The sequence below is a fragment of the Pleomorphomonas diazotrophica genome (genome assembly GCF_002844595.1).
GTDB classification, from domain to species: Bacteria; Pseudomonadota; Alphaproteobacteria; order Rhizobiales; family Pleomorphomonadaceae; genus Pleomorphomonas; species Pleomorphomonas diazotrophica.
Map to the genome: position 1 here is coordinate 94,963 of NZ_PJNW01000002.1, position 24,446 is coordinate 119,408.

Genomic DNA, 24,446 nt, shown 5'->3' on the forward strand with positions numbered 1-24,446 from the left:
GGGGGCGATCGTTTGCCGCCTCTTCACAGGCGAGGCGCTTCACCCTATATGTCTTCCTGCCGGAGCAATCCGGCTATGGTGATAAACGGACTGCGTAATAAACCATTCGGACCCGGGGGCGGTACCCGGCGCCTCCACCCAAGGCCTTGCAAAGCCATCTGGCGCAAGGCTTTCGGCGGGGGCGAAATAGGATCGACGGGGGCGTAAAGGCGGCTCTTTCACTCGGCATTGTACCACCGTTATCGGGCTAAACCTATAGTTGCGAATGACAACTATGCTCCGGTGGCCGTCGCCGCGTAATGCGGTGCCCAAACTGGGAATCAAGCCCTAAGGGGTTGCACCTTTAGGCGGGGTTCGGAGGCACCTGGCAACAGAAGCCTCCACTCAATCTTCTCCCAACAAAGTCAGAGTTTCCCCGCGCTTTCGGCCATGCGCCGCGAGGGCGTTTACACTCTTGCGCCCGATGCTTTAGACTGGCGGCGACGACGCGGCCCGATCGGTCGCCCGCGACTTCCTCAAGGCGGAGCCTCAATGCCCAAGGACATGATCCGTTACGACGTTCTGGCTCAGGAAGCCTTCCGTGGCCTCGTGAAGAAGGTGCTGGCGGAAGTGGCTCACGCCGGCCTGCCGGGCGAGCATCATTTCTACATCATCTTCGATACCAGGGCGCCCGGCGTGCGCATTTCCACCCGGCTCAAGGAGCGCTATCCGGACGAGATGACCATCGTCATCCAGCACCAGTACTGGGAGCTGGTGGTCAACGAGACCAGCTTCGAGATCGGCCTGTCCTTCTCCGGCGTGCCGGAAAAGCTGGTGGTGCCCTTTGCGGCGGTGCGCGGCTTCTTCGACCCGTCGGTGGAGTTCGCGGTGCAGTTCCCGCTGGTCGACGAGAGCGGCAACGCCGCCGACATGCCCGAGGAAGGCCCGCTCAAGGCGATCGGTCCGGCCAGCGGCGGTCCCAAGGCGGCGCCACGCCCGGCGGCGAAGGCACCCGCCGCCAAGGAATCGGCCTCCAAGGACTCCAAGCCGGCGAAGCCCGCAGCGGAGACGGCTAGGACATCCGAAGAGCCGAAGCCGGACGCCAAGCCGGCCGATGACGCCAAGGGGCCGACGGTGGTCTCCCTCGACGCTTTCCGCAAGAAGCCCTGAGGCGGCGATGGGCGACCTTGTCAACCTCCGCCGGGCGCGCAAGGATCGCGACCGCCGTCGCCGCGAGGATGAGGCGGCGGAAAACCGCGTCAAGTTCGGCCGCAGCAAGGCGGAGAAGCAGACGGCCAAGGCGCAGGACGCGCTGGAGACGCGCCGCCTCGACGGTCACCGCCTCGACACGCCCGCCGATCCGGAGACACCGGACGCCTCGTCATGAACGTCAAGCGGTCGCTGTCGCTGGCCGGGCATCGGACCAGCCTGGCCCTCGAACCGGAGTTCTGGGGCGCGGCCGAGCGGCTGGCCGACCGGCGCGGCCAGAGCCTTGCGGCCTTCGTTCTCGACATCGACCGGACGCGCGGCGACCGCAACCTGGCGAGCGCCGTCCGCGTGGCCGTGCTGGCCGATCTCACCGCGTGCCTTGCCGATCCTGAGCGCGCCGCTTCCTCCTGAACTCCTCCCTCCAGATCCGGGCGCATCGTGGCCGACCTCTCCCTGCATATTCTGACGGCGCTGTTCTTTGCCGCGCTGCTCGCCGGTTTCATCGACTCGATCGCCGGCGGCGGCGGCCTCATCACGGTGCCGGCGCTGATGCTGGCAGGGCTGACGCCGATCCAGTCGCTCGGTACCAACAAGCTGCAATCGCTGTTCGGCTCGGCGTCGGCCACGATGGCCTATGCGCGGGCAGGGCAGGTGAACCTCCGCTCGCAGCTGCCGATGGCGCTGATGTCGGGCGGCGGCTCCATCCTCGGGGCGCTGCTCGCCACGGTGCTGCCGGGCGATTGGCTGCGCGTCGCCATGCCGGTGATGCTGGTGGCGATCGCCGTCTATTTCGCCTTCAAGCGCGGCCTCAACGATCAGGACCGTCAGGCGCGCATGACGCCCTTCCTGTTCACCCTCGTCTTCGTGCCGGTGATCGGCTGCTACGACGGGCTGTTCGGGCCGGGCACCGGCTCGTTCTTCATGCTGGGCTTCGTGTCGCTGGCCGGCTTCGGCCTTCTGAAGGCGACGGCGCATACCAAGCTGCTCAACTTCGCGAGCAACGTCGGCAGCTTCGTGGTGTTCGTGCTGTCGGGCGTGGTGATCTGGAAGGCCGGCCTCGTCATGGGCGCCGGGCAGTTCCTCGGCGCGCAGATGGGGTCGCGGCTGGCCGTTCGGGGCGGCGCGAGGATCATCCGGCCGCTCCTCGTCATCACCTGCATCGGTCTCGCCATCCGCTTGCTGGCCGATCCGGCCAATCCGGTGCGCGTGTGGGTGATGGGAATGTAGGAGACCTAGGTGTTGTGCCTCTTTCTGCCCGAGGTCCTGCGCCTTCGCGCAGGATGACAAAATTATGTAACAAAAACATATGCATAGATTGTCATCCTGCGCGAAGGCGCAGGACCTCAGGACGAGAAAGCGAAAGGCCGGTATAGGTCGTCCCGATAGGCAAGCCTAAACCGCCGCGAAGTCCTCGCGGGCGAAGCCTTGCAGATAGAGCACGGCGGTGAGATCGCCGTGGCGGATCGACACCTCTGCCGCCTCGGCCACCTTGGGCTTGGCGTGATAGGCGACGCCGAGGCCGCTCTCGTTGATCATGTCCAAATCGTTGGCACCGTCGCCGATCGCCACTGTTTCATGATGGGCAAGGCCGCGCGCCTCCCGGAGCTCGATCAGGGTGGCGAGCTTGGCCGCCTTGCCGAGGATTGGCTCGGCGACGAAGCCTGATAGCTTGCCGTCCTCGGTGAGCAGGCAGTTGGAGCGGTCTTCATCGAAGCCGATCCTGTCGCGGATGCGGTCTGTGAACAGGGTGAAGCCGCCGGAGACCAGCGCCGTGTAGGCGCCGTGCGCCCGCATGGTGGCGATCAGCTCGCGGCCGCCCGGCGTCAGCGTGATGCGCTCGCGCAGCACGTCGTTGACGACGCTGGTGTCGAGGCCCTTCAGGAGGGCGACGCGCTCGCGCAGCGCCGGCTCGAAGGCGATCTCGCCGCGCATGGCCCGTTCGGTGATGGCGGCGACGTGCTCCTTGAGGCCGACGAAGGCGGCGAGTTCGTCGATGCATTCCTGGCCGATCATGGTGCTGTCCATGTCGGCGACCAGCAGTTTCTTGCGTCGGCCCTCGGTGGGCAGCACCGCGAAATCGACGGCGACCTCGCCGACCACCTCGGCAACCCGATGCATCGCCTCGCTGCGGGAAAGATAGTCGCCGACGGCGATATCGGCGGCGATACCCTCGGCCAGCACCCTGTGGGCGTCGCCACCCAGCCGCCGCGACACGCTGGCAATCAGGCGATCTGTCACTTGCGGATCGGCCGGAGATGAGACAAGCGTTGCGACAAGCGACATGGGAGGCTCCGGGCGTGACGGCGACGGGAGAAAGACGCGCGGTTCTGATAGCCGGCCCGACGGCGAGCGGCAAGTCGGCTCTGGCGCTCGCCATTGCCGAACGCTGCGGCGGCGTGGTGGTCAACGCCGATTCCATGCAGGTCTATCGCGAGCTCAGCATCCTGACGGCACGCCCCACCGTGGAGGACGAGGCGCGGGCGCCGCACCGCCTCTACGGTCATGTCGCCAGCAGCGACGGCTATACCGTTGCGCGCTACCTCGACGATCTCGAAAAGACGCTGAAGGACATCGATGGCCGGCCAGCGGTGATCGTTGGCGGCACCGGGCTCTATTTCAACGCCATGACGCAGGGCCTCTCCGACGTGCCGCCCATCGACGAACGGGTCCGCGCCTTCTGGCGCGAGCGGGCACGGACGGCGAGCCCGGCAGCCCTGCACAAGGAACTGGCGGTGGTCGACCCGGTGCTCTACGGGCGGCTGCATCCCAACGACACGCAGCGGGTGCTGAGGGCGCTGGAGGTGGCCGACAGCACGGGACGGCCGCTGTCGGAATGGCAGGAACAGCGGTCGCGGCCGCTGATCTCGGGCGGGCATGTGTCGCATGTCGTCATGGCGCCTGAGCGCGACTGGCTGCACGCCCGCATCGACGAACGATTCCGCGCCATGGCGGCAGGTGGCGGGCTTGAGGAGGCACGGGCCTTTGCCGACCTTCATCTCGACCCGGCATTGCCGGCCATGAAGGCGATCGGCGTGCCGGAAATGATCGCGGCGGCGCGGGGAGAGATGACCGTCGAGGACGCCGTCGAAGCGGCGATCACCGCGACGCGGCAATATGCCAAACGGCAGGAAACCTGGTTCCGCAACCAGATGCCGGACTGGCCACGCCTCGATCCGGCGGCGACGCGACATTTTCTTGCTGTGGCCGACGATATCGCGCAACGAATGAAATAGGCTCTTGACCGACCCGCCGTGTGTCGGTAGTTTGCCGGCCATTCCGGGGTGTCCCGGCGTTCGAACCAGAGGGCGGCATGCGTTCCCTTCTCGTAGTACTTAGATGGCGCACCGTGTCGGAGGTCTCCTGCTGAGGCCTGCCGGTAAATCATGGTGCGCGGAAGTCGGGTCCCTAACGGGGCCTTTTTTATTACCCGAAAAACGCAATAGACCCCGGAACGACGGGACGAGAGCTTGAGGTAACAGGCGATGACACGGCAGATGACAGGCGCGGAAATGGTCATCCAGGCGCTGATCGACCAGGGCGTCGACACCATTTTCGGTTACCCCGGCGGCGCGGTGCTGCCGATCTTCGACGAGCTGTTCCAGCAGGAAGAGGTTCGCCACATCCTGGTCCGCCATGAGCAGGGCGCGGGACACGCCGCCGAGGGCTATGCCCGCTCGACTGGCAAGGTCGGCGTGGCGCTCGCCACCTCCGGTCCCGGCGCCACCAACATGGTGACGGCGCTGACCGACGCGCTGCTCGATTCCATTCCCATGGTCTGCATCACCGGCCAGGTGCCGACGACGCTGATCGGCACCGACGCCTTCCAGGAGGCCGACACCGTCGGCATCACCCGTCCCTGCACCAAGCACAACTGGCTGGTCCGCCGCATCGAGGACCTGCCGGCCATCCTGCACGAGGCCTTCCGCATCGCCACCACCGGCCGCCCCGGGCCGGTGCTGGTCGACATCCCCAAGAACATCCAGTTCCAGATGGGGACCTACGATAACTGCAAGGACAAGGCGCTGACGCAGTATCATCCGGCGGTGAAGGGTTCCGACGCCGCCATCCGCGAGGCCGTCGAGCTGATGGCCGCCGCCAAGAAGCCGATCCTCTACACCGGCGGCGGCGTCATCAACTCCGGCCCCAAGGCGGTGGCGCTGCTGCGCGACCTCGTCAAGATGACCGGCTTCCCCATCACCTCGACGTTGATGGGCCTCGGCGCCTATCCGGCCTCGGGCAAGAACTGGCTCGGCATGCTCGGCATGCACGGCACCTACGAAGCCAACCTCGCCATGCACGACTGCGACGTGATGGTCTGCATCGGCGCGCGCTTCGACGACCGCATCACCGGCCGCATCGACGCCTTCTCACCCAAGTCGAAGAAGATCCACATCGACATCGATCCGTCGTCGATCAACAAGAACGTGGTGGTCGACCTGCCGATCGTCGGCGACGTCGGATCCGTTCTGGAAGACATCATCGCCGCCTGGAACGCCCGCAAGCCGGTGCAGGACAAGGCGGCGCATGCCGCCTGGTGGAAGCAGATCGACGGCTGGCGGGCCAAGAAGTGCCTCGCCTACCGTCCGTCGGCCGAGGCGATCATGCCGCAATACGCCATCGAGCGCCTGCATGCGCTGACGGCGGGCCGCGACACCTATATCACCACCGAGGTGGGCCAGCATCAGATGTGGGCGGCGCAGTATTTCGGCTTCGAGGAGCCGAACCGCTTCATGACCTCCGGCGGCCTCGGCACCATGGGCTACGGACTGCCGGCGGCCATCGGCACCCAGCTCGCCCACCCCGGCGCGCTGGTCATCGACATCGCCGGCGATGCCTCGATCCAGATGAACATCCAGGAACTGTCGACGGCGGTGCAGCACAATGCGCCGGTCAAGGCCTTCATCCTGAACAACCAGTACATGGGCATGGTGCGCCAGTGGCAGCAGTTGCTGCATGGCAACCGGCTCAGCCATTCCTACGTCGATTCCCAGCCCGACTTCGTGCGTCTCGCCGAGGCCTATGGCGCGGTGGGCATTCGCTGCTCCAAACCTGCCGACCTCGACGACGCCATCGAGGAGATGATCCGCATCGACCGTCCGGTGCTGTTCGATTGCCACGTGGTCAGCCTTGCCAACTGCTTCCCGATGATCCCCTCGGGCAAGGCGCATAACGAGATGCTGCTCGGCACCGACGTTTCCGACGAGGAGATCGAAACGGCCATTGGCGCCGCCGGCAAGGTTCTGGTGTGAGGCGCGGCTGCTGACGCAGCCCCTCGCATCCCCACGCAACGCTTTATCGGAATTGACATCATGATGATCGTCGCAGGTCAGTCCCAGTCCGCCTACTTCCTCGAGGAAGAGCTACCCTCCACCGAGCGCAGCCACACGCTGTCGGTGCTGGTCGACAACGAGCCCGGCGTCCTCGCCCGCGTCGTCGGCCTGTTCTCGGGCCGCGGTTACAATATCGAAAGCCTCACCGTCTCGGAGATCGAGCATTCGAGCCACATGTCGCGCATCACCATCGTGACGACGGGCCGGCCGCCGGTCATCTCGCAGATCATGCATCAGCTCGGCCGCCTCGTGCCGGTGCACAAGGTGGTCAACCTTACCTGGGCCGGCGATGCGCTGGAGCGCGAGCTGGCCTTGGTCAAGGTGTCCGGCAGAGGCGAGATCCGCGACGAGGCGCTGCGTCTCGCCCAGGCCTTCAACGCCCGCATCGTCGATGCCACGCTCGACAGCTATGTGTTCGAGATCACCGGCGCCCCGGCCGACATCGACCGCTTCGTCGGCCTGATGAAGGACTGCGGCCTCGTCGAGCTGGCCCGCACCGGCCTCGCGGCGCTGGCGCGCGGCAAAGCCGGTATTTGAAGCGAGCGCGATGGCCGGCCTTGAGCTCGACCACGTCTTCGTCTTCGTCGATGAGGCGGAGACGAAACCCAAAGGTGGTTTGGTCGAGCGGCTTTCCGCGCTCGGTCTGGAGCCGTCGTTCATGCGCCGGCACATGGGGCAGGGCACGGCCAACCTCTGCTATGCCCTAGATAACGCCTATCTCGAACTGCTCCACGTCGTCGACGAGGATGAGCTGAAAGCCTCGCCGCTCGGCCGCGCCGGCTTTGCCGAGCGAGCCAACTGGCGGAAAACCGGCGCCTCGCCTTTCGGCATTTCTTGCCGGGGTGCGCTGCCGGGCGAGAGCTGGACGTATCGCAACCCGGATTTTCCGCCCGGCGTGTCGATCGCCATTTCCGTGGAGAGCGACGATCCCGCAATGCCCTTCGTCTTCTCTTCACCGGGCAAGGCGCAGCCGTCCGAATGGACCGACGGGCGGGCAGGGCGGCAGCAGACGGCGGCCGGCTTTACGCGCCTCACCATCGAACGCCTCACGCTGCCGAGACTGCCGGCGGCGGGCGGTGCGCTTGATGCTTTCCATCGCGCCGGTCTGATCAAGGAACTGGACATCGCCGAGGGCGAGCCGGAGCTGCTGATCGGCCTGGAGCCTGACCGTCGGCTCCGCCTGCCGTCGTTTATGACTGTTTAGTTGATGCATTGGCGGCCTGGGAGAGGCGCCACTTGGCCGCTTCAAAGACCGATTTAGAGAACTCATTCGAGAACAGTATTACAGCTTGCTCAATAGTGTAATCTTTTAGTCCAAGCTCGATTAAACGCCTAAATCCGCTTTGAACTTCCCCACTGGCGACAAGTCTTGATATGGCTGTTACGGTCCCATAGCGTTGGCGCATGCCGATGAACGTTGTCGGATGATATCCGTGCACACTGGATATGCGGATGGTTTCATCAATAAACGAATCTAGACTACGGCTCTCCATCTCGATCCTCCTCCATACTTTTAAAATTATACAGAAAGGTTGTAGGCTTTCGAAGCCCGACTTTTGAAATGTAGCTCTAGGATGAGACTGGATTCTCGACCTGAAGGTTGCTTGTGCCGCGAGGGTCACCGGACTATCGTCGCGCGTCCCAACTTCAGGCGCCTAGCGATGTCCCACACCAAGCTCTCCGTCAACGTCAACGCCATCGCCCACCTGCGCAATCGGCGCGACCTGCCGTGGCCGTCGGTCGTCGGCCTTTCCCGCATCGCGCTGGAAGCGGGGGCCGCCGGCATCACCGTGCATCCGCGCCCGGACGAGAGGCACATCCGCCGCACCGACGTGTTCGCCTTGCAGGAGATGCTGAGAACTGACTGGCCGGGCCGCGAATACAACATCGAGGGCTATCCGACCGAGGATTTCCTGAAGCTCTGCGAGGCGGCGCGCCCCGATCAGGTGACGCTGGTGCCGGACATGCCGGGGCAGAACACCTCCGACCACGGCTGGGACTGCGTCACCAACCAGGCCTTCCTGTCGGAGGTGGTGGGGCGCATCCAGGGCGAGGGCATGCGCGCCTCGATCTTCATCGATGCCGACCCCACGCAGGCGGCCGCCGCCGCGTTGACTGGCACGCGGCGCATCGAGATCTACACCGGCCCCTATGGCCACAGTTTCGATCCCGTGGAGCAGCGGGCTAGGCTCGAGGAGGTTGCGGTGACGGCCGACGCGGCGGTCAAGCTCGGCATGGCCGTCAACGCCGGCCACGACCTGACGCTCGACAACCTGCCGCCGCTGGTGAAGAGAACGCCGCATATCGCCGAGGCGTCGATCGGCCACGCGGTGATCGCCGATTGCCTTGTTTACGGCATGGCCGAGACGGTGCGCCGCTATCGCTGTGCGCTGGGGGATTCGGACGCGTAAGGGCGCCTGATATCTTCGTTGCACCTCAGGCAGGAGAAGGCAAGGGGCCGGTATAGGGCACCCTTGCGGAACCTGATTACTCCGCAGCTGCCTTCATTTCCCCCGCCAGCGCGAAATCCGCCGCCGCCGCCGCATGGATGGCCGTGCTGTCGAAGCCCGGCAATGGCAAGGCGTTCGGGTCGAGCAGCAGGCAGATTTCCGTGCAACCGAGGATGACGGCGTCGCAGCCCTCGTCCTTGGCCTTGGCGATCAGGTCGAGGAAGGCGGCGCGCGAGGCGTCGCGGACGGTGCCGGCACAGAGTTCGTCGAAGATCACGTTGTGAACGATGGTGCGTCCCGCCTCGCCGGGCGTGGTCATGGCAAGGCCGTGCGCGGCCATCCGGCAGGCGTAGAAGCCCTGCTCCATGGTGTAGCGGGTGGCGAGCAGCAGCGGCCGGCGGATGCCGGCGGCGCTCAGCACCTTGGCGGTCTCGTCGATGATGTTGAGAAGGGGGATGTCGACGGCGGCGGCCACCTCGTCGGCAACGAGATGCATGGTGTTGGTGCAGATCAGCACGCAGTCGGCACCGGCCCGCTCCAGCCCTTGCGCCGCCTTGCCGAGGCGGGCGGCGGCAGCGTCCCAGCGACCGGCCTTCTGCAGGTCGACGATCTCCTGGAAATCGACCGAATGTAGGACGATCTCGGCCGAGTGCAGGCCGCCGAGCCGGGTTCGCACCGCCTCGTTGATCATCTTGTAATAGATCGTGGTGCTCTCGAAGCTCATGCCGCCGATGAGGCCAATGGTGCGCATGACATATCCCCTTGTCGCGATGGCCGATGATAGCCTCGGCCATGCGCAAGGCGTTTGCGAGCATCGGCGCAAGATGACCCGGTGACGCAAGAATGTGGCGCTTATCGTCGATATAGTGCAAAATGGACGCGCTAACTCAACTGCGAGAAGGAATCGCAGGCGCATGCTCGACGAACGCGATCGCAAGCTCCTGGAACTGCTGCAATGCGATGCCGGCCTCTCGGTGGTCGATCTTGCCGACCGCGTGGCGCTGTCTGTCTCGGCCTGCTCGCGGCGCATCCAGCGGCTCGAAGCTGAGGGTTACATTGCCCGCCGCACGGTGGTGCTCGACCGCGGAAGGCTCGGCGTGCCGACCACCGTCTATGCGCTGATCCGCACCGCGCACCACTCGTCGGAGTGGATGGAGCGCTTCGCCGCCGTCATCGCCGACATCCCCGAGGTGGTGGAGGCGCACCGCCTCACCGGCAATGTCGACTACATCCTGAAACTCGCCCTGCCGCGCGTCGAGCACTACGACGTCATCTACAAGAAGATCATCCGCAAGGTGGAACTGTTCGACGTTTCGGCGTCCATTTCCATGGAAACGCTGAAGGATGGGGCGCCGCTGCCTGTCGATTATGCATCATAGCGCTGTTCACAAGGACAAAACGGCTATTTCTTGCGCATCGGGAAACATCTAGAGGGTTTCTTAACCGCAGTCATGCAAACAAAACCATATATCGGGCGTATGTGGGAGGAATGCATGGCCCTTAAAAATCTGCGAATTTCGCTGAAGATCGCGATTTCGCTCGTCTCCATCATCGTCTTTTCGCTGGCGGCCATCTTCTACGCCGCCGAAAGCATGATGAAGCTCAACGCCGAGCAGGCGCAGTTCATCGACCGGGACGCCCAGTCCAGCCTTCTCGGCAAGGACATCGAGGGCGCCGCCTACCGGCTCAACACCACACTCTACCGGCTGATCACCACCTTCGACAGCGAGCAGCTCGACAAGCTGACCGCCGAGGTGCAGAACGCCGAGCCCGAGTTCCGCGCGGCGATCGAGGATATCCGCGCGCGCCGGGCCGATCTGTCGACCGATCTCGACGCCGTTGCCGCGCCGCTCGACGAACTCGGCCCCAAGATCAAGGAGGTGATCGAGGCGGCCAAGCTGATGGACTCCGGCCACGGCCGCGAGGTGATCTCCGGCGAGGTGGAGCCGCGCATCGACGCCATGCTGCAGGCGACGGCCAAGCTGCAATCGACCATCGAAACGCAGCTCGTCGCCAACCGCACGGCGCTCGACGCCGAAGCCGGTTCCGCCGTCATCGTCATGGTGGCGATGGTGGCCGGCGGGCTGATGGCCGGCCTTCTGGTGGCACTGGCCATCTCGCAACGCGGCATCGCGGCGCCCATCCGGCGCCTGTCGGCCGCCATGTCGCTCTACGCCAAGGGCGAGTTTTCCGAAGTGCCGCAGGGCACGGAACGCAAGGACGAGATCGGCGCCATGGCGCGGGCGCTCGCCGTGTTCCGCGACAGCGGCATCGAGGCGGAACGGCTGCGCGCCCAGCAGCGCGATACCGAGGCGGCGCGCGAGCGCGATCGTCAGGCCTTGCTGGCCGAGCTTGCCAGCGACTTCGAGGGCACCATGGGCGGTGTCGTCGAGGCGGTGGGCAAGGCGGCCGCCCAGATGAACCAGGGTGCGTCGTCCTTGCAGACGGCCACCGAGCGGACGGCGTCGACGGCACGCAGCGTCTCGGCTTCGTCGCAGGTGATGTCGCAGAACGTGCAGGAAGTGTCGGCGGCCGCCGGCCAGATATCCTCGTCCATCGAGGACATCTCCCGGCAGGTGGAGAGCGCCAAGGGGATCGCCGAGGAAGCCGGCACCCAGGCGACGCAGACGGCGGCCATCGTCGGCGATCTCAGCCAGGCGACGCATCGCATCGGCGAGGTGGTGAGCCTCATCACCTCGATCGCCGACCAGACCAACCTCCTGGCGCTCAACGCCACCATTGAAGCGGCGCGGGCCGGTGAAGCCGGCAAGGGCTTCGCCGTGGTGGCCGGCGAGGTGAAGGCGCTGGCCGGCCAGACCGCCAAGGCCACCGAGGAAATCTCCGGCCATATCTCCACGGTGCAGGACGTGACCGACCGGGCGGTGAAGGCGATCAACCGCATCTCCACCACCATCGGCGAGATCAAGTCGGTGAGCGTCATCATGTCGGCGTCGATGCAGGAGCAGATGGCGGCGACGCAGGCGATCGTGCAGAACGTCACCTATGCCGCCTCCGGCGCGCAGGAAGTGTCGGCCGGCATCAACGGCGTCGCCGAGACGGCCCAGACCTCGGGCGCGGCGGTTGCCACCATCTGCGACATGTCCGGCGAGTTGCTCGGCACCGTCGATCGGCTGAAGTCCAAGTCGTCGGAATTTGCGACGCGCATCCGCGTCGGTTGAGCGGATCTCGCACCGTACAAGAGGGGCCGGGCGGCGCGGGCTGACCGGCCCCTTTCGCTTGCGCTGGTGACAGGTCTTGTCGGTTCTGGCGGCGATACTGCGGCCAAAGGAGCGCAAGATGATCCGTCTTCACGACATTTCCGTACCGGTGTTCGGCCGCTATCTGGAACGGCTCGACGGGCTCGTCATCATCGCCGCAGCCCATATGGCCGATCGCGGCCTGCCGGAGGCGGCGCTGCTTCAGTCGCGTCTTGCGCCGGACATGCTACCCTTCGAGGCGCAGGTCAGGATTGCCGCTCGCTTTCCGCTACGGGCGTTGCGGCCGCTGGTGCCACGCCTGCCGGACCTCCAGTTCGCGGAAGCCGAGTCCTTCGCCGCCCTCAGGGACGACGTCGCCGCCGCCCTCGACGCAGTGTCTAGGGTTGAGCCGGCCGATCTCGAAGGGCGGGAAGCGGAAATCGTCACCGACCGCGCTGGCCTCGCCGAGGTCGCCCTGCCGGCGGCCTGCTTCGTCGTCGACTACGCGCTGCCCAACATGCTGTTCCACCTCTCCATCGCCTACGCCATCGCGCGCTGGGAAGGCGTGAAGCTCGGCAAGGCGGACTTCGACGGCTGGCACAGGTACTGACGGCTCACTCCGGCCCGATCATCCGTTCGGGCCTGACCAGGGCATCGAACTCCGCGTCGGTGACGTAGCCGCCGCCGACGGCTTCCTCGCGCAGCGTTGTGCCGTTCTTATGCGCCGTCTTGGCGATCTTGGCGGCGATGTCGTAGCCGACCTTGGGGGCGAGGGCGGTGACAAGCATCAGGGAGCGGCCAAGGGCGGCCTTGATGTTGTCCTCGCGCGGCTCGATGCCGACGACGCAGTTGTCGGTGAAGGAGATGGCGGCATCGGCGAGCAGCGTCACCGACTGCAGGAAGTTGTAGGCCATCACCGGATTGTAGACGTTGAGCTCGAAGTGACCCTGGCTGCCGGCGAAGGTCAGCGCGGCGTGGTTGCCGAACACCTGGACGCAGACCATGGTCAACGCCTCGCACTGCGTCGGGTTGACCTTGCCCGGCATGATCGACGAGCCGGGCTCGTTCTCCGGCAGCGACAGTTCGCCGAGGCCGGAGCGCGGACCGGAGCCGAGCAGGCGGATATCGTTGGCGATCTTGAACAGGCTCGCCGCCACCGTGTTGAGGGCGCCGTGGCTCATCACCACGGCGTCGTGGGCGGCCAGTGCCTCGAACTTGTTGGGCGCCGAGGTGAAGGAATGGCCGGTCAGCTCGGCGACGCGGGCGGCGATCTTCTCGGCAAAGCCCTTGGGCGCGTTGAGGCCGGTGCCGACGGCGGTGCCGCCTTGGGCGATCTCCATCAGCATCGGCAGCGTCTGCTCGATGCGCTTGATGCCGTTCTCCACCTGCTTGGCGTAGCCGGAGAATTCCTGGCCGAGGGTGAGGGGAGTGGCGTCTTGCGTATGGGTGCGGCCGATCTTGATGATGTCGGCCCAGCTCTTCGCCTTGGCGTCGAGTGCCTTGTGGAGGTGGTGGAGCGCCGGCAAGAGCTTCTCGATCACCTCCGAGGCGGCGGCGATGTGCATGGCCGACGGATAGGTGTCGTTGGACGACTGGCTCATGTTGACGTGGTCGTTGGGATGCACCGGCTTCTTGGAGCCGAGCGTGCCGCCCAGGATCTCGATGGCCCGGTTGGAGATCACCTCGTTGGCGTTCATGTTGGTCTGGGTGCCGGAGCCGGTCTGCCAGACGACGAGCGGGAAGTGGGCGTCGAGCTTGCCGTCGATCACCTCTTGCGCGGCGGTGACGATGGCTTCGCAGAGCTTGGCGTCGAGCTTGCCGAGATCGCGGTTGACCTCGGCGGCAGCGCGCTTCAGGACACCCAGCGCCTTGACGATGGCCTTGGGTTGCTTCTCCCAGCCGATCTTGAAGTTGCCGAGGGAGCGCTGCGTCTGCGCGCCCCAGTAGACCGATGAGTCAACGTCGATGGGGCCGAAGGTGTCGGATTCGATGCGGGTGGACAAACGCAAACTCCCTGCTGTCTTGCCTGTCGTCCGGGGCGGCCGGACGTTAGGCGATTTTCATGAGGGATTCCACCCATGCCTAAGGAGAAAGGCGGAGGCTTCACCGAAATGTGGTCGGACCTCGCGGGCGCTTGACAAGACCGGACGCAAGACCTAAAACGTCGGAACCGTACCGTACGGTACATGAGATTTGGCCCGGCTGACAGAGAGCGAACGCAGGATCATGGAGCCCTTCACCCCCCGCCAGAATGCCGTGCTGGAGTGCGCGCTGCAGCTCCTGGTCGCCGGTGGCGAGCGGGCGCTGACCACCGCTGGTCTGGCGCGGGCGGCCAACTGCTCCAAGGAAAGCCTCTACAAGTGGTTCGGCGACCGTGACGGCCTGTTGGCGGCGATGATCACCTACCAGGCGAGCAAGGTGCGGACGCCCGGTCCGCGCGAGAGCATGCCGACGCTGGAGGATTTCAGTCGCAGCCTTGCGGTGTTCGCCGAGGATCTGATGGGTGTGCTCGCCGGCGAGGTGTCGCTGGCGCTCAATCGCCTCGCCATCGGCCAGGCCGACCGTGACGGTGCCCGGCTGGGCGCCCTGGTGCGGGAGCATGGCAGGCTGCCGATCGAGACGCGCGCCCGCGCCCTGCTTGAGCTCGGCCGGCGGCACGGCTATCTCAAGTTTTCCGACACGCATGAGGCCTATGAGACGCTCTATGGCCTCATCGTACGCGACAGTCACGTCCGCATGCTGCTCGGCGAGCCGCCTGTGGGCACATCCGACGACCTGCCGAGGCGGGCGCGGCTGGCGATCGCCCAGTTTTTCCGTCTCCACGGGCACGGCGCCCAGGACATCGACTAACCCAGGTTCATGAGTAAACCGACGACCGGCGGGGGCCGGCGTCCCACGAACGCCAGAGGCGAGGAAGGATACCAACATGCGCGTCTATTATGATCGTGATGCCGATCTCAACCTGATCAAGGGCAAGAAGGTCGTTGTCGTGGGCTACGGCTCGCAGGGCCGCGCCCATGCGCTGAACCTCAAGGATTCCGGCGCCAAGGACATCGTCATCGCCCTGCGTCCGGGCTCGGCGACGGCCAAGAAGGTCGAAGCCGACGGCCTGAAGGTCATGTCGGTGGCCGATGCTGCCAAGTGGGGCGACTTCCTGATGATCGCCACGCCGGACGAGCTGCAGGCCGACATCTACCGCGACGAGATCGCCCCGAACATCCGTGATGGCGCCGCCATCGCCTTCGCCCACGGTCTCAACGTCCACTTCGGCCTGATCGAGCCGAAGGCGACGCTCGACGTCGTCATGATCGCCCCGAAGGGCCCCGGCCACACGGTGCGCGGCGAGTACCAGAAGGGTGGCGGCGTGCCCTGCCTCGTCGCCGTGCAGCAGAATGCCTCGGGCAACGCCCTTGAGCTGGCGCTCTCCTACGCCTCGGGCGTCGGCGGCGGCCGGTCGGGCATCATCGAGACGACGTTCAAGGAAGAGTGCGAGACCGATCTGTTCGGCGAGCAGGTCGTGCTGTGCGGCGGCCTCGTCGAGCTGATCCGCAACGGCTTCGAGACGCTGGTCGAGGCCGGCTACGCGCCGGAGATGGCCTATTTCGAGTGCCTGCATGAAGTGAAGCTGATCGTCGACCTCATCTACGAGGGCGGCATCGCCAACATGAACTATTCGATCTCCAACACCGCCGAGTGGGGCGAGTATGTCTCCGGCCCGCGCATCATCACCTCGGAGACCAAGGCCGAGATGAAGCGCGTGCTGAACGACATCCAGTCGGGCAAGTTCACGTCGGAGTGGATGCAGGAATACAAGGCCGGCGCCGCCCGCTTCAAGGGCATCCGCCGCAACAACGACGCCCACCAGATCGAGGCGGTCGGCGAGAAGCTGCGCGCCATGATGCCGTGGATTGCCAAGAACAAGCTGGTCGACAAGGCCCGCAACTGATCGCCTCTGGCAATCCACGCTTTAGGCTATGCGCCGGGCGGCGAGCCGCCCGGTCGCGGGGTATCGCCAAGCCCAAGCTGGTCGACAAGGCCCGCAACTGATCGCCTCTGGCAATCCACGCTTTAGGCTATGCGCCGGGCGGCGAGCCGCCCGGTCGCGGGGTATCGCCAAGAACAAGTTGGTCGACAAGGCTCGCAACTGATCGATTTCGACGGTTGGAGCGTAAGGCTCGCAACAGCTAAGCGTGTCAGTCTTTAAGATGACAAAGCCGGAAAGCCACGAGGCTTTCCGGCTTTTTATTTTCTGAAGACACAGGGAACAGACGCAACCAAAGATAGAACAACGTTTCCCATAAACCAGTCATCGTTATCGACGGTGAGGATTGTACCGAAAGGTGTGCAACTTTGGTTCATGATCGCCCGTATTTGTCCAACTGTCCGATACAGTTCATTGGAAACAATCCACGCGTTAATCACTCGGCAATGGAAACATTTCTATTCTTCTGTTCAGTCAGCCCTCTCCCAATCAAGACTGACGACGTTTGCGGAAGCTAGAAAATGAAGATCCAAGGAAAGCTCTATTCGATCGTCGCCTTGCTAGGCGTGATCGCCATCGGCGTGGCCTTGCTCGGCATCCGTCTCATGCAGGGCTACAACGAACAGGTCGATGCCTTCCAGTTGGCCTCGCAGCGCGCCTATGACGGCGAGCATCTCAACCGGCTGATCACCGCCGTGGTGATGGATTCGCGCGGCGTCTATGCCGCGAAGGATGTCGAGAAGGCCAAGCCCTTCGCCGAAGGCATCGTCAAGAGCCTCAAGGCGATCGACGAGTTGCTTGTCGACTGGTCGGCACGCGTGCCGGATGACCGCAAGGCGGCGTTCGATGCAGTGGTGGCCAAGGCCAAGGAATTCAAGACCTTCCGCACCGAGACGGCCCGTCTCGGCACCGAGGAGTCGCCGGCCGCCGCCAACGAGCAGGGCAACAATGACGCCAACCGAAACAACCGAAAGCAGCTTCAGGCCGATGTCGACAAGCTGGTCGAACTCGATCGGCAGGATCTCGACGCGGTGCGTGCCTCGATCCAGGAATACTATGTCGCCGGCCGCCAGACCCTGATCATCTTCGCCGTCGTCGGCATCCTGGCCGGCATCGCCATTGCCTCGTGGATCGGAGCGGCCAAGATCGCCGGCCCGCTCAAGCGCGTCAACGGTGCCCTCGGCGACCTGACCCAAGGCAAGATGGACGTTTCCATCCCCGTCAAGATCGGGCGAGACGAGATCGGCCTCCTCTGGAGCACCGTCGGCACCTTCCGCGACACTCTGGTCGAGACCGAGCGGCTCAAGGCGGCGCAGGCCGAGACCGAGGCGCAGCGGCGCGCCGAACAGAAGGCGCTGCTCGATCGGCTTGCCCGCGAGTTCGAGACCGAGGTCGGCGAGGTGCTCGCCGCCGTGACTCAGACCGCGCAGTCGACGCTGAAGGCGGCCGAGGTGATGGTGACAGACGCCGAGGAAACCTCCGGCCGGTCGATCGCCGTGGCCAGCGCCTCCGAGCAGACGTCGGCCAACGTTCAGGCCGTGGCCGGTGCGTCGGAAGAACTGTCGTCGTCGATTTCCGAAATCGGCCGTCAGATCGGCGAAGCGTCGACGTTGATTGGCGCGGCCGTCGAGCAGGCGCGCCTCACCGATCACGACGTTCGCTCGCTGGCCGACAGCGCCTCCAAGGTCGGCACCATCGTCGCCATGATCCAGGCGATTGCCGAGCAGACCAACCTTCTGGCCTTGAACGCCACCATCGAGGCGGCGCGGGCCGGCGAGGCGGGACGCGGCTTTGCCGTCGTCGCCTCGGAAGTGAAGGCGCTCGCCAGTCAGACGGCCAAGGCGACGCAGGACATCGAGGCGCAGATGGGCACCATCCAGGGCGCCACCCAGCAGTCGGTGGAGAAGATCGCCGACATCTCCCGCCGCATTGCCGAACTCGACCACATCACCTCGTCCATATCGGGCGCGGCCACCCAGCAGAACGCGGCAACCGGCGAGATTGCCCGCAACATCTCGGAAGCGGCCGTCGGTGCCGCCGAGGTGGCGCAGACCATCGTCGGCGTCCGCACCACGGCCGAGAAGAGCGGCGCTGCTTCGCGAGATCTTCTCGATCGCATGTCGCACCTTGCCAAGCAGTCGGCGGTGCTGGAGCAGAAGGTATCGGCGTTCGTCGGCACCATCCGAGCCGCCTGAGAGCCTGACTGGAAATTCTACTGGGATGCGGCATCTAGCTTAGTCTTCTGCGCTTCCGGTGCTCACGGACCTTTAAGTCCGCTCCGCTCCGGTTCTCGAAGCCGTCGCTACCTGCCGCATCCCAGCGAATTTCAGCTCAGGCTCCATGCGATCCCTGGATTACTTCAATCCCTGCCGGCCTCCGGCGGGGATTCTCGTTTGATCGCTGAAGGCGTCTTCCTGTGGTCGTCTTGACGGCCTAGGGTTGATCGACTCAACCGATCGACCGGCCTTTCCGGAACCTCCCATGCTCCACGACATAACCGACGTCCGCCTTCGCCTCCGTTCCGGCGCGTGGCCCATCGACGACGACTTGCGCCCCAGGATCGAGGCGCATTGGGCGGCTTGCCTCGCCGCCAACCCGCATCTCTGGAACGGCCGGGTGCTCGGCACCATCGCGCCGGGCGAGCCGGGCGGCATTGCCATTGATGGCGGCGTGCTGACGGGCGAGGCGGTGGAGGGAGACTTCGCCGGCTTCCTGGCTTGGCGCGACTGGGGCTTTCCTGAGATCGGCATCCGCAACCTGTTCGGCTCGGCGCTGGTGATGTCGTCTGACGGCGCGCTGATCCTCGGCAAGATGGGGGCGACGACGGCCAATGCCGGTCGCATCTATCCGCCCGGCGGCAGCCTGGAGCCGTCCGACGTCGATGGCGATGGCAATGTCGACGTGATCGCGTCCATCGAGCGGGAGCTTCGCGAGGAGACCGGCCTTCTGGCCGCCGAAGCGGTCATGGAGGGCATGCTGGCGGCCTTCGACGGGCCGCGCGTGTCGATCGGCCGGGTGTTCCGCTTTCCGCTTCCGGCTGACGAACTGGTCGCCGTCATTATGGCGGAACTCGACCGGCAGGAGGACCGCGAGCTGGAGCAGGTCATCGCCTTCCGCACCGCCGCCGAACTCGACCGCCCGGAGGTGACCGCCTACAGCCGTGCCTTTGGGCGCCGGCTGCTCGCTGATTAATAGAAAAACCGCCCGCCGGGAGGTCACGGCGGGCGGATGAGGTACTGCGATCTGCCTGGGGTGGTGGCTTTCCGGTCAGCCGCCGAAATACGGCGACTGACAGGGGCGCAGGTTTCCGCGGTTGTCGACCCACGTATTGTCGTAAGAGTTGTAGGAGCGATAGCGGCCCGAGCACCACGCCTGGTGTTCAGCCGACATCGGCGCTGCCACATAGATCGGGGCCGGCTGGCGATAGACCGGAACCGGAGCCGGCCGGTAGACGACCGGCGGCGGGGGCGGCGCGTAATAGACCGGCGGGGCCGGCTCATAGTAGACCGGTGGGGACGGCGGCGAAGCTAGCGCGGCGCCGAGCAGGGCGCCCCCCAGCAGGCCGATCGCTCCGGCGGCCGCGACGTCGCCGCCATCGTAACGATGGTGACGATGATGGTAGCCATCCGCCATGGCCGGCAGTGCCAGCGTGGACAGGACGGCGGCAATGGCGACAGGGGCGGCAATCTTCGAGAGCCTGGACATTTCTCGTCTCCACGCCCGGTCCCCGAAGCTTGACGGACCGGTGCATCCTTTCCGTTAGTCATAGCTGGTAATTTTGGTCGCATTTTGGAAGGCCCGTGGTGAAATTCGGGTGATAACCGACGTGGACTAACGTCCGCGCCGTCTCTATGGTGGCCGGCACCCGTGTGCCTCAGGAGAGAACCAAGTGGCTCGTCGATATGCGATTCTTGATGTTTTCACCGCGAAGGGACTGACGGGTAACCCGCTGGCGGTCGTTCTGGACAGCGCCGGCCTCGACAGCGCTGCCATGCTGGCGATCACCAAGGAATTCAATCTGTCCGAGACCGTGTTCGTGGAGCCGCCGTCGCGGCCCGGCACGTCGGCCAGAATCCGAATCTTTACGCCCGGTCGTGAGCTGCCCTTCGCCGGCCATCCGACTGTCGGCACGGCGGTGCTGCTCGCCCATGAGCGCCTGCAAGGCATCGAGCGTGAGACGGACGCCATGGTGGTGCTGGAGGAGCAGGTGGGTGTCGTCCGCTGTGGCGTCACCATCTCGCCGGAGCGCTCTGGCCGCGCCGTGTTCGACCTGCCGAAGCTGCCGGAGGAGCGTCCGTTCCATGGCGACGTCGGCCTCGCCGCCTCGGCTCTGGGCCTCAATCGCGGCGATATCGGCTTCGAGAACCACGTGCCCTGCGTCTTCGATGGCGGCGGGCCGGTGTTCGTCTTCCTGCCGCTGGCCGGTCTTGACGCCATGCGCCGCATCCGCGTCGACAAGTCGCTGTGGGCGAGCGCCTTCGGTTCTGCCGAGCTCGACCTGTTCGTCTACACGCGCGACGTGGTGACCAACGGACATGATTTCCATGCTCGCATGTTCGCCCCCAACCTCGGCATCGGCGAGGATCCGGCCACCGGCTCGGCCGCCGCTGCCTTCTCGGCCGTGGTGCGCCGCTTCGACCGGCCGGCCGACGGCGAGCACAAGCTGATCATCGAGCAGGGTTTCGAGATGGGACGGCCGAGCCTCATCGAGCTGGAAATCATCATCGAGAAGGGCAAGCTCACCGGCGGCCGCATCGGCGGCGAGGCGGTGATCGTTGGTCGCGGCGAACTTTACGTCTGAGCCCAAGCAACCCCGTTGCAAGGCAACAGCGGCGGCCCTAACGGTGCCGCCGTTTGCTTTTGCATGGCCCGACGTCGGAACCTAGCTTCGTCTCCGGTGCAACGCGTATTCGTGGCTAGCCATTTGAAATCAAAGCGCATTCATTTTTTTCGCCTAAGGGGTCGAAAAGGGCTTGCGCCCAATCTCCGGCATGGTTATAAGCCGCCATCGCTTCCGGACGACACCAACGTCCGGCGAGAAAAGTGGGCGCGTAGCTCAGTTGGTAGAGCAGCTGACTCTTAATCAGCGGGTCACAGGTTCGATCCCTGTCGCGCCCACCACTTTTCCCAAAGACGATCAGACATGTGCCGCTGACTTGTGGTTGCCGAGTCATCAGCTGCCGCGACGTTCCCGCTGATTTGCTCTCAAAGCTTCAGTCTCCTATATTGATGACGGTCATCATCTATTGGATATGGCCGTGTCGGGAGAGGCGCAATGAAGGTCAGCCGTGAGCAGATGGCGGAGAACCGCATCCGGATTCTGGACGAGGCCGGTCGGCTGTTTCGTGAGAAGGGCTTCGAGGCGGTGACTGTCGCCGAGGTCATGAAAGCGGCTGGCCTCACCCATGGCGGTTTCTATGGTCATTTCGCCTCCAAGGACGACCTGATCGCGCATGCGCTCCAGCGTGACCTCAAGGCCAGTGTCGCCAAGACTTCGGATTTCAGAGCTTTCATCGACGGCTATCTGTCGCGGGCGCATCGGGACAATCCCGGCAACGGATGCCCGACCGCGGGATTGGCGGCTGAAACCCGCCATGAAGGTTTGTCCGCCCGGGCGGCGATGACGGTCGGGTTGCGTGAGCAGATCGATCATGTGAGCCGCCTGCTTCCGGAGGGCAACGACGCAGACAGGCGTCGGCGGGCAATCGGAAGCTGGGCGGCGATGGTCGGTGCCATCATTCTTGCCCGCGCCGTCGACGATGCCTCGCTTTCGGACGAGGTGCTGGAGCAGACGCGCGCCTGGATCGACGCCGGCCTGGACGACTGAGCCTCCCGCTCGCTCCACGGATCCAAAGGGCGCTCGGTTCTCCGGCAAACACGATCTCTTGAACCGGCGGGTGTCGGATCGCCTTCATCCGGCGTTGACATATTCATGATGTACGTCATATTTACGTTTATTGATGACGATCATCATAAATAGTCACCCAGCAAGAGACGCATTATGACCAAGCCCTCAGTTCTGATCACCGGCGCCTCCACGGGCATCGGCGCCACCTATGCCGACCGCTTCGCCCGGCGCGGTCATGACCTCATCCTCGTCGCCCGCGACAAGGCACGGCTGGAAACACTGGCCGCCCGCCTGCGCGGGGAGAACAAGGTGGCGGTCGAGGTCTTACAGGCCGACCTCACCAATGCCGACGAACTCGCGGTGGTGGAGACCAGGCTTCGCGATGACCGTCGGATCGGCATCCTCGTCAACAATGCCGGCATGAGCATCGGCAAGACTTTCGTGGATCAGGCGACCGACGACATCGATCGGCTGGTCGCCTTGAATGCGGTCGCCGTCGTCCGTCTGGCCAGCGCCGTGGCGCCTCGTCTGGCCAGTGCCGGGGAGGGGGCGATCATCAACATATCCTCGGTGGTCGGGCTGGCCCCCGAGTTCGGTTCGACGGTGTATGGCGCGACGAAGGCCTTCGTGACGTTCCTGTCGCAGGGGTTGAGCCTCGAACTCGGCCCGAAGGGCGTCTATGTCCAGGCGGTTCTGCCGGCGGCAACGCAGACCGAGATCTGGCAGCGGTCCGGACGGGATGCCGCCTCCCTTCCGCCGATGATGGAGGTGGGCGAACTCGTCGATGCCGCGCTGGTCGGTTTCGATCGCCGTGAAGCCATAACCATCCCACCACTGCCGGAAGCCGGAGGGTGGGACGCCTACCAGGCGGCACGCAAGGCGATGATCCCGGGCTTTGCCGAGATCCACCCGGCGACGCGCTATCGGGTGGCCGGCTGAGCGCTGCGAGACAGGCAAGGGCGCGGTCCGGTTCCGGGCCGCGCGACCTTCGGTCGTTCAGTGCCGTGACGGCGCGACACCGGCAAGGTCTCGCACAATCCGAGCCCGGATTGTTCCTCAGCGCGTGGTCATTGCATGTAGCTTTGATTTCGCCCGTTCTTCTTGGCGACATACATGGAATCGTCGGCTCGCTGGATGAGGTCCACCGCCAGATCCTCGGAGGAGAGGAAGGACACCCCGATGCTGATCGTGGCGCTTCTATCGAGCTGCTCGAGTTTGGTGTTCTCGGCGGCGATGCGAATACGCTCGGCGATCGACAGCGCCTCAAGCTTGTCCGTTTCGACGAGGATGACGGCGAACTCCTCGCCGCCATAACGGCAGGCGGCGTCGGTCGCCCTCAGCCCCTTTTTCAGAACGGACGCCATGGCTCTCAGCACCTCGTCGCCGACCACATGCCCGTGGCGATCGTTGACCTCTTTGAAGTGGTCGATGTCGATGAAAAGCAGGGAGAGGGGCCGATTGTAGCGTTGCGCTCTCTGGATTTCCTGATCGAGCCGCTCGTCGAAGGCCCGCCTGTTGAGCAGTCCGGTCAGCGAGTCCGAGTTGACGAGCCGTTCGAGCTGTTCGGTTCTCTGGGCGACCAGATGTTCCAGTGTCGCGGTCGTCTCCTTCATGGCGGTGACGTCGGTATCGGCTCCGATGAGGCCGACGAACCGGTTCTCGTCGAGCCGGGGCATGACCTTCTCCAGAACCCATTTCAAATGGCCGTCCTTGGCGCGAATCCGATACTCGATCAGGCCGGCGTCGTGTTGACGCAACCGCTCGTCCAGAAACGACCTGTAGCGCTCCCGGTCGTCGGTGTGCAGGAACGAACTCCAGTCCGCGGCCCGCATTTCGCCTTCCGTGAGGCCCATGAACTCCGACCACTCCCGGTTCACGAACTCGCGCGCGCCGGACGTTCCAGCAAACCACAGCATGGTCGGCGCCTGTTCGGCCAGCTGACGGAAGCGGCGCTCGGATTCGTTGAGCGCGGCGATCAGGATCTCCTGCACCGAGAGGGATGGGGCGTCTCCATCGTCGCGGTCCGGAAGGGCGTGAACCATGCGATGGTCGAGCTTCAGAATGTGGGTGACCAGCCAGTTGACGAGAAAGTTGAGAATCTCGTTCACCGCCTCGGCCTGCTCGAGGTCGGACTTGGCGGCAATCGCCTGGACGCGGCTGTCGAACGCCCGGTGCGCGCAGATGTGCTGTTGCTTTTTCGACGCCGTGAGCGACGAGCGGCACATCAGCTTCTCTTCATCGCAGAAGTGCGTTTTGGCATAGTCGATGAGTTCGGCCAGCAAGGCTGGAACGTCCGGCAGTGAGCCCTGTCCTGAAACCGCGTCGGCGATGTTGTTGGTCAGTTCAAAAAGCCGCTTGTGCTGGCCGTCGATCTGATGGTTTCCGGTTTCGAGATGCGTGTTCCAGTAGAAGAGTGCCATGCGTCACGTTCCGGCCTTCATGCCCGTCGAT

General features: G+C 64.9%; 25 protein-coding genes, 1 tRNA gene and 1 other RNA gene. 21 read left to right on the forward strand and 6 right to left on the reverse strand.

Annotated features, from left to right (window positions below; translation table 11 throughout):
* The first annotated feature begins 18 nt into the window (after window positions 1-18).
* The 5 genes from ssrA (at window position 19) to CXZ10_RS01425 (ending at window position 2,415) form a co-directional block, all read left to right on the forward strand.
* Window positions 19-385, forward strand: a transfer-messenger RNA (tmRNA) gene (gene ssrA, locus CXZ10_RS01405).
* Between the two features lie 146 nt (window positions 386-531).
* Window positions 532-1,149, forward strand: coding sequence for an SspB family protein (locus CXZ10_RS01410; protein ID WP_101287172.1), 618 nt, complete (start codon window positions 532-534; stop codon window positions 1,147-1,149).
* Between the two features lie 7 nt (window positions 1,150-1,156).
* Complete coding sequence (locus CXZ10_RS01415) at window positions 1,157-1,366, forward strand: DUF4169 family protein (RefSeq protein ID WP_101287173.1); 210 nt, start codon at window positions 1,157-1,159, stop codon at window positions 1,364-1,366.
* Window positions 1,363-1,599, forward strand: a complete 237-nt coding sequence (locus CXZ10_RS01420; RefSeq protein ID WP_101287174.1) for a ribbon-helix-helix domain-containing protein — start codon at window positions 1,363-1,365, stop codon at window positions 1,597-1,599. Before CXZ10_RS01415 ends, CXZ10_RS01420 begins: the two co-directional genes overlap by 4 nt.
* Window positions 1,600-1,626: 27 nt before the next feature.
* Window positions 1,627-2,415: a TSUP family transporter gene (locus CXZ10_RS01425; RefSeq protein WP_101287175.1), complete on the forward strand. Its 789-nt coding sequence runs from the start codon at window positions 1,627-1,629 to the stop codon at window positions 2,413-2,415.
* Between the two features lie 165 nt (window positions 2,416-2,580).
* Here CXZ10_RS01425 and serB read toward each other — a convergent pair whose 3' ends face one another.
* Window positions 2,581-3,471, reverse strand: coding sequence for a phosphoserine phosphatase SerB (gene serB / locus CXZ10_RS01430; RefSeq protein ID WP_101287176.1), 891 nt, complete (start codon window positions 3,469-3,471; stop codon window positions 2,581-2,583).
* Between the two features lie 14 nt (window positions 3,472-3,485).
* Here serB and miaA point away from each other — a divergent pair, with 14 nt between their 5' ends.
* From miaA to CXZ10_RS01450, 4 genes are all read left to right on the forward strand, one after another.
* Entirely contained in the window at window positions 3,486-4,421 is a 936-nt protein-coding gene (miaA, locus tag CXZ10_RS01435) for a tRNA (adenosine(37)-N6)-dimethylallyltransferase MiaA (RefSeq protein ID WP_244617250.1), read from the forward strand.
* 249 nt (window positions 4,422-4,670) lie between these two features.
* The gene (locus CXZ10_RS01440) at window positions 4,671-6,437 is read left to right on the forward strand and encodes an acetolactate synthase 3 large subunit (protein ID WP_101287178.1); all 1,767 of its coding nucleotides are present in this window, start codon (window positions 4,671-4,673) and stop codon (window positions 6,435-6,437) included.
* A 60-nt stretch (window positions 6,438-6,497) separates the two neighbouring features.
* On the forward strand, window positions 6,498-7,055 hold the full coding sequence (gene ilvN, locus CXZ10_RS01445) for an acetolactate synthase small subunit (protein ID WP_425298952.1): 558 nt from the start codon (window positions 6,498-6,500) through the stop codon (window positions 7,053-7,055).
* 10 nt (window positions 7,056-7,065) lie between these two features.
* Window positions 7,066-7,722, forward strand: a complete 657-nt coding sequence (locus CXZ10_RS01450; RefSeq protein ID WP_101287179.1) for a VOC family protein — start codon at window positions 7,066-7,068, stop codon at window positions 7,720-7,722.
* On the opposite strand, the gene CXZ10_RS21310 is transcribed toward CXZ10_RS01450, so the two are convergent.
* On the reverse strand, window positions 7,709-8,011 hold the full coding sequence (locus CXZ10_RS21310) for a hypothetical protein (protein WP_143741451.1): 303 nt from the start codon (window positions 8,009-8,011) through the stop codon (window positions 7,709-7,711). The two genes, CXZ10_RS01450 and CXZ10_RS21310, sit on opposite strands and share 14 nt — an antisense overlap.
* A gap of 168 nt (window positions 8,012-8,179) precedes the next feature.
* On the opposite strand from CXZ10_RS21310, the gene CXZ10_RS01455 reads away from it, so the two are divergent.
* Complete coding sequence (locus tag CXZ10_RS01455; protein WP_101287180.1) at window positions 8,180-8,929, forward strand: pyridoxine 5'-phosphate synthase; 750 nt, start codon at window positions 8,180-8,182, stop codon at window positions 8,927-8,929.
* 76 nt (window positions 8,930-9,005) lie between these two features.
* On the opposite strand, the gene CXZ10_RS01460 is transcribed toward CXZ10_RS01455, so the two are convergent.
* Window positions 9,006-9,719 carry an aspartate/glutamate racemase family protein gene (locus CXZ10_RS01460; RefSeq protein WP_101287181.1) on the reverse strand — a complete coding sequence of 238 codons (714 nt, stop codon included), beginning with the start codon at window positions 9,717-9,719 and terminating at the stop codon, window positions 9,006-9,008.
* Window positions 9,720-9,882: 163 nt separating this feature from the next.
* On the opposite strand from CXZ10_RS01460, the gene CXZ10_RS01465 reads away from it, so the two are divergent.
* From CXZ10_RS01465 to CXZ10_RS01475, 3 genes are all read left to right on the forward strand, one after another.
* Window positions 9,883-10,347: an Lrp/AsnC family transcriptional regulator gene (locus tag CXZ10_RS01465; RefSeq protein ID WP_101287182.1), complete on the forward strand. Its 465-nt coding sequence runs from the start codon at window positions 9,883-9,885 to the stop codon at window positions 10,345-10,347.
* Window positions 10,348-10,461: 114 nt separating this feature from the next.
* Complete coding sequence (locus tag CXZ10_RS21675; RefSeq protein ID WP_188129108.1) at window positions 10,462-12,147, forward strand: methyl-accepting chemotaxis protein; 1,686 nt, start codon at window positions 10,462-10,464, stop codon at window positions 12,145-12,147.
* 118 nt (window positions 12,148-12,265) lie between these two features.
* The gene (locus tag CXZ10_RS01475; protein ID WP_101287184.1) at window positions 12,266-12,775 is read left to right on the forward strand and encodes a DUF1993 domain-containing protein; all 510 of its coding nucleotides are present in this window, start codon (window positions 12,266-12,268) and stop codon (window positions 12,773-12,775) included.
* A gap of 4 nt (window positions 12,776-12,779) precedes the next feature.
* Here the strand turns inward: CXZ10_RS01475 and fumC are convergent, their stop codons facing one another.
* Window positions 12,780-14,174 (reverse strand): class II fumarate hydratase, encoded by a 1,395-nt coding sequence (gene fumC / locus CXZ10_RS01480; RefSeq protein WP_425298953.1) that lies wholly within the window; start codon window positions 14,172-14,174, stop codon window positions 12,780-12,782.
* A 217-nt stretch (window positions 14,175-14,391) separates the two neighbouring features.
* On the opposite strand from fumC, the gene CXZ10_RS01485 reads away from it, so the two are divergent.
* From CXZ10_RS01485 to CXZ10_RS01500, 4 genes are all read left to right on the forward strand, one after another.
* The gene (locus CXZ10_RS01485) at window positions 14,392-15,015 is read left to right on the forward strand and encodes a TetR/AcrR family transcriptional regulator (protein WP_101287186.1); all 624 of its coding nucleotides are present in this window, start codon (window positions 14,392-14,394) and stop codon (window positions 15,013-15,015) included.
* Window positions 15,016-15,091: 76 nt separating this feature from the next.
* On the forward strand, window positions 15,092-16,111 hold the full coding sequence (ilvC, locus tag CXZ10_RS01490; protein ID WP_101287187.1) for a ketol-acid reductoisomerase: 1,020 nt from the start codon (window positions 15,092-15,094) through the stop codon (window positions 16,109-16,111).
* Window positions 16,112-16,668: 557 nt separating this feature from the next.
* Window positions 16,669-18,342 (forward strand): methyl-accepting chemotaxis protein, encoded by a 1,674-nt coding sequence (locus tag CXZ10_RS01495; protein WP_101287188.1) that lies wholly within the window; start codon window positions 16,669-16,671, stop codon window positions 18,340-18,342.
* A gap of 286 nt (window positions 18,343-18,628) precedes the next feature.
* Window positions 18,629-19,339 (forward strand): hypothetical protein, encoded by a 711-nt coding sequence (locus CXZ10_RS01500; protein ID WP_101287189.1) that lies wholly within the window; start codon window positions 18,629-18,631, stop codon window positions 19,337-19,339.
* 75 nt (window positions 19,340-19,414) lie between these two features.
* On the opposite strand, the gene CXZ10_RS01505 is transcribed toward CXZ10_RS01500, so the two are convergent.
* Window positions 19,415-19,852 carry a BA14K family protein gene (locus tag CXZ10_RS01505; protein ID WP_101287190.1) on the reverse strand — a complete coding sequence of 146 codons (438 nt, stop codon included), beginning with the start codon at window positions 19,850-19,852 and terminating at the stop codon, window positions 19,415-19,417.
* 184 nt (window positions 19,853-20,036) lie between these two features.
* Between CXZ10_RS01505 and CXZ10_RS01510 the strand changes: the two genes are divergently transcribed.
* The 4 genes from CXZ10_RS01510 (at window position 20,037) to CXZ10_RS01525 (ending at window position 22,934) form a co-directional block, all read left to right on the forward strand.
* Window positions 20,037-20,948, forward strand: coding sequence for a PhzF family phenazine biosynthesis protein (locus CXZ10_RS01510; RefSeq protein ID WP_101287191.1), 912 nt, complete (start codon window positions 20,037-20,039; stop codon window positions 20,946-20,948).
* A gap of 244 nt (window positions 20,949-21,192) precedes the next feature.
* Window positions 21,193-21,268, forward strand: a tRNA-Lys gene (locus tag CXZ10_RS01515).
* A gap of 154 nt (window positions 21,269-21,422) precedes the next feature.
* Window positions 21,423-21,974 carry a TetR/AcrR family transcriptional regulator gene (locus CXZ10_RS01520; RefSeq protein WP_101287192.1) on the forward strand — a complete coding sequence of 184 codons (552 nt, stop codon included), beginning with the start codon at window positions 21,423-21,425 and terminating at the stop codon, window positions 21,972-21,974.
* Between the two features lie 174 nt (window positions 21,975-22,148).
* Entirely contained in the window at window positions 22,149-22,934 is a 786-nt protein-coding gene (locus tag CXZ10_RS01525) for an SDR family NAD(P)-dependent oxidoreductase (protein ID WP_101287193.1), read from the forward strand.
* A 128-nt stretch (window positions 22,935-23,062) separates the two neighbouring features.
* On the opposite strand, the gene CXZ10_RS01530 is transcribed toward CXZ10_RS01525, so the two are convergent.
* The gene (locus CXZ10_RS01530) at window positions 23,063-24,415 is read right to left on the reverse strand and encodes a GGDEF domain-containing protein (RefSeq protein ID WP_101287194.1); all 1,353 of its coding nucleotides are present in this window, start codon (window positions 24,413-24,415) and stop codon (window positions 23,063-23,065) included.
* Between the last annotated feature and the right edge of the window lie 31 nt (window positions 24,416-24,446).

Bases quoted from the DNA above. Each gene is read 5' to 3' on its own strand.
- CXZ10_RS01410 (WP_101287172.1), top strand. From the start codon at position 532: ATGCCCAAGGACATGATCCGTTACGACGTTCTGGCTCAGGAAGCCTTC.
- CXZ10_RS01415 (WP_101287173.1), top strand. From the start codon at position 1,157: ATGGGCGACCTTGTCAACCTCCGCCGGGCGCGCAAGGATCGCGACCGC.
- CXZ10_RS01420 (WP_101287174.1), top strand. From the start codon at position 1,363: ATGAACGTCAAGCGGTCGCTGTCGCTGGCCGGGCATCGGACCAGCCTG.
- serB (WP_101287176.1), bottom strand. From the start codon at position 3,471: ATGTCGCTTGTCGCAACGCTTGTCTCATCTCCGGCCGATCCGCAAGTG.
- CXZ10_RS01440 (WP_101287178.1), top strand. From the start codon at position 4,671: ATGACACGGCAGATGACAGGCGCGGAAATGGTCATCCAGGCGCTGATC.
- ilvN (WP_425298952.1), top strand. From the start codon at position 6,498: ATGATGATCGTCGCAGGTCAGTCCCAGTCCGCCTACTTCCTCGAGGAA.
- CXZ10_RS01450 (WP_101287179.1), top strand. From the start codon at position 7,066: ATGGCCGGCCTTGAGCTCGACCACGTCTTCGTCTTCGTCGATGAGGCG.
- CXZ10_RS21310 (WP_143741451.1), bottom strand. From the start codon at position 8,011: ATGGAGAGCCGTAGTCTAGATTCGTTTATTGATGAAACCATCCGCATA.
- CXZ10_RS01455 (WP_101287180.1), top strand. From the start codon at position 8,180: ATGTCCCACACCAAGCTCTCCGTCAACGTCAACGCCATCGCCCACCTG.
- CXZ10_RS01460 (WP_101287181.1), bottom strand. From the start codon at position 9,719: ATGCGCACCATTGGCCTCATCGGCGGCATGAGCTTCGAGAGCACCACG.
- CXZ10_RS01465 (WP_101287182.1), top strand. From the start codon at position 9,883: ATGCTCGACGAACGCGATCGCAAGCTCCTGGAACTGCTGCAATGCGAT.
- CXZ10_RS21675 (WP_188129108.1), top strand. From the start codon at position 10,462: ATGGCCCTTAAAAATCTGCGAATTTCGCTGAAGATCGCGATTTCGCTC.
- CXZ10_RS01475 (WP_101287184.1), top strand. From the start codon at position 12,266: ATGATCCGTCTTCACGACATTTCCGTACCGGTGTTCGGCCGCTATCTG.
- CXZ10_RS01485 (WP_101287186.1), top strand. From the start codon at position 14,392: ATGGAGCCCTTCACCCCCCGCCAGAATGCCGTGCTGGAGTGCGCGCTG.
- ilvC (WP_101287187.1), top strand. From the start codon at position 15,092: ATGCGCGTCTATTATGATCGTGATGCCGATCTCAACCTGATCAAGGGC.
- CXZ10_RS01495 (WP_101287188.1), top strand. From the start codon at position 16,669: ATGAAGATCCAAGGAAAGCTCTATTCGATCGTCGCCTTGCTAGGCGTG.
- CXZ10_RS01500 (WP_101287189.1), top strand. From the start codon at position 18,629: ATGCTCCACGACATAACCGACGTCCGCCTTCGCCTCCGTTCCGGCGCG.
- CXZ10_RS01505 (WP_101287190.1), bottom strand. From the start codon at position 19,852: ATGTCCAGGCTCTCGAAGATTGCCGCCCCTGTCGCCATTGCCGCCGTC.
- CXZ10_RS01520 (WP_101287192.1), top strand. From the start codon at position 21,423: ATGAAGGTCAGCCGTGAGCAGATGGCGGAGAACCGCATCCGGATTCTG.
- CXZ10_RS01525 (WP_101287193.1), top strand. From the start codon at position 22,149: ATGACCAAGCCCTCAGTTCTGATCACCGGCGCCTCCACGGGCATCGGC.
- CXZ10_RS01530 (WP_101287194.1), bottom strand. From the start codon at position 24,415: ATGGCACTCTTCTACTGGAACACGCATCTCGAAACCGGAAACCATCAG.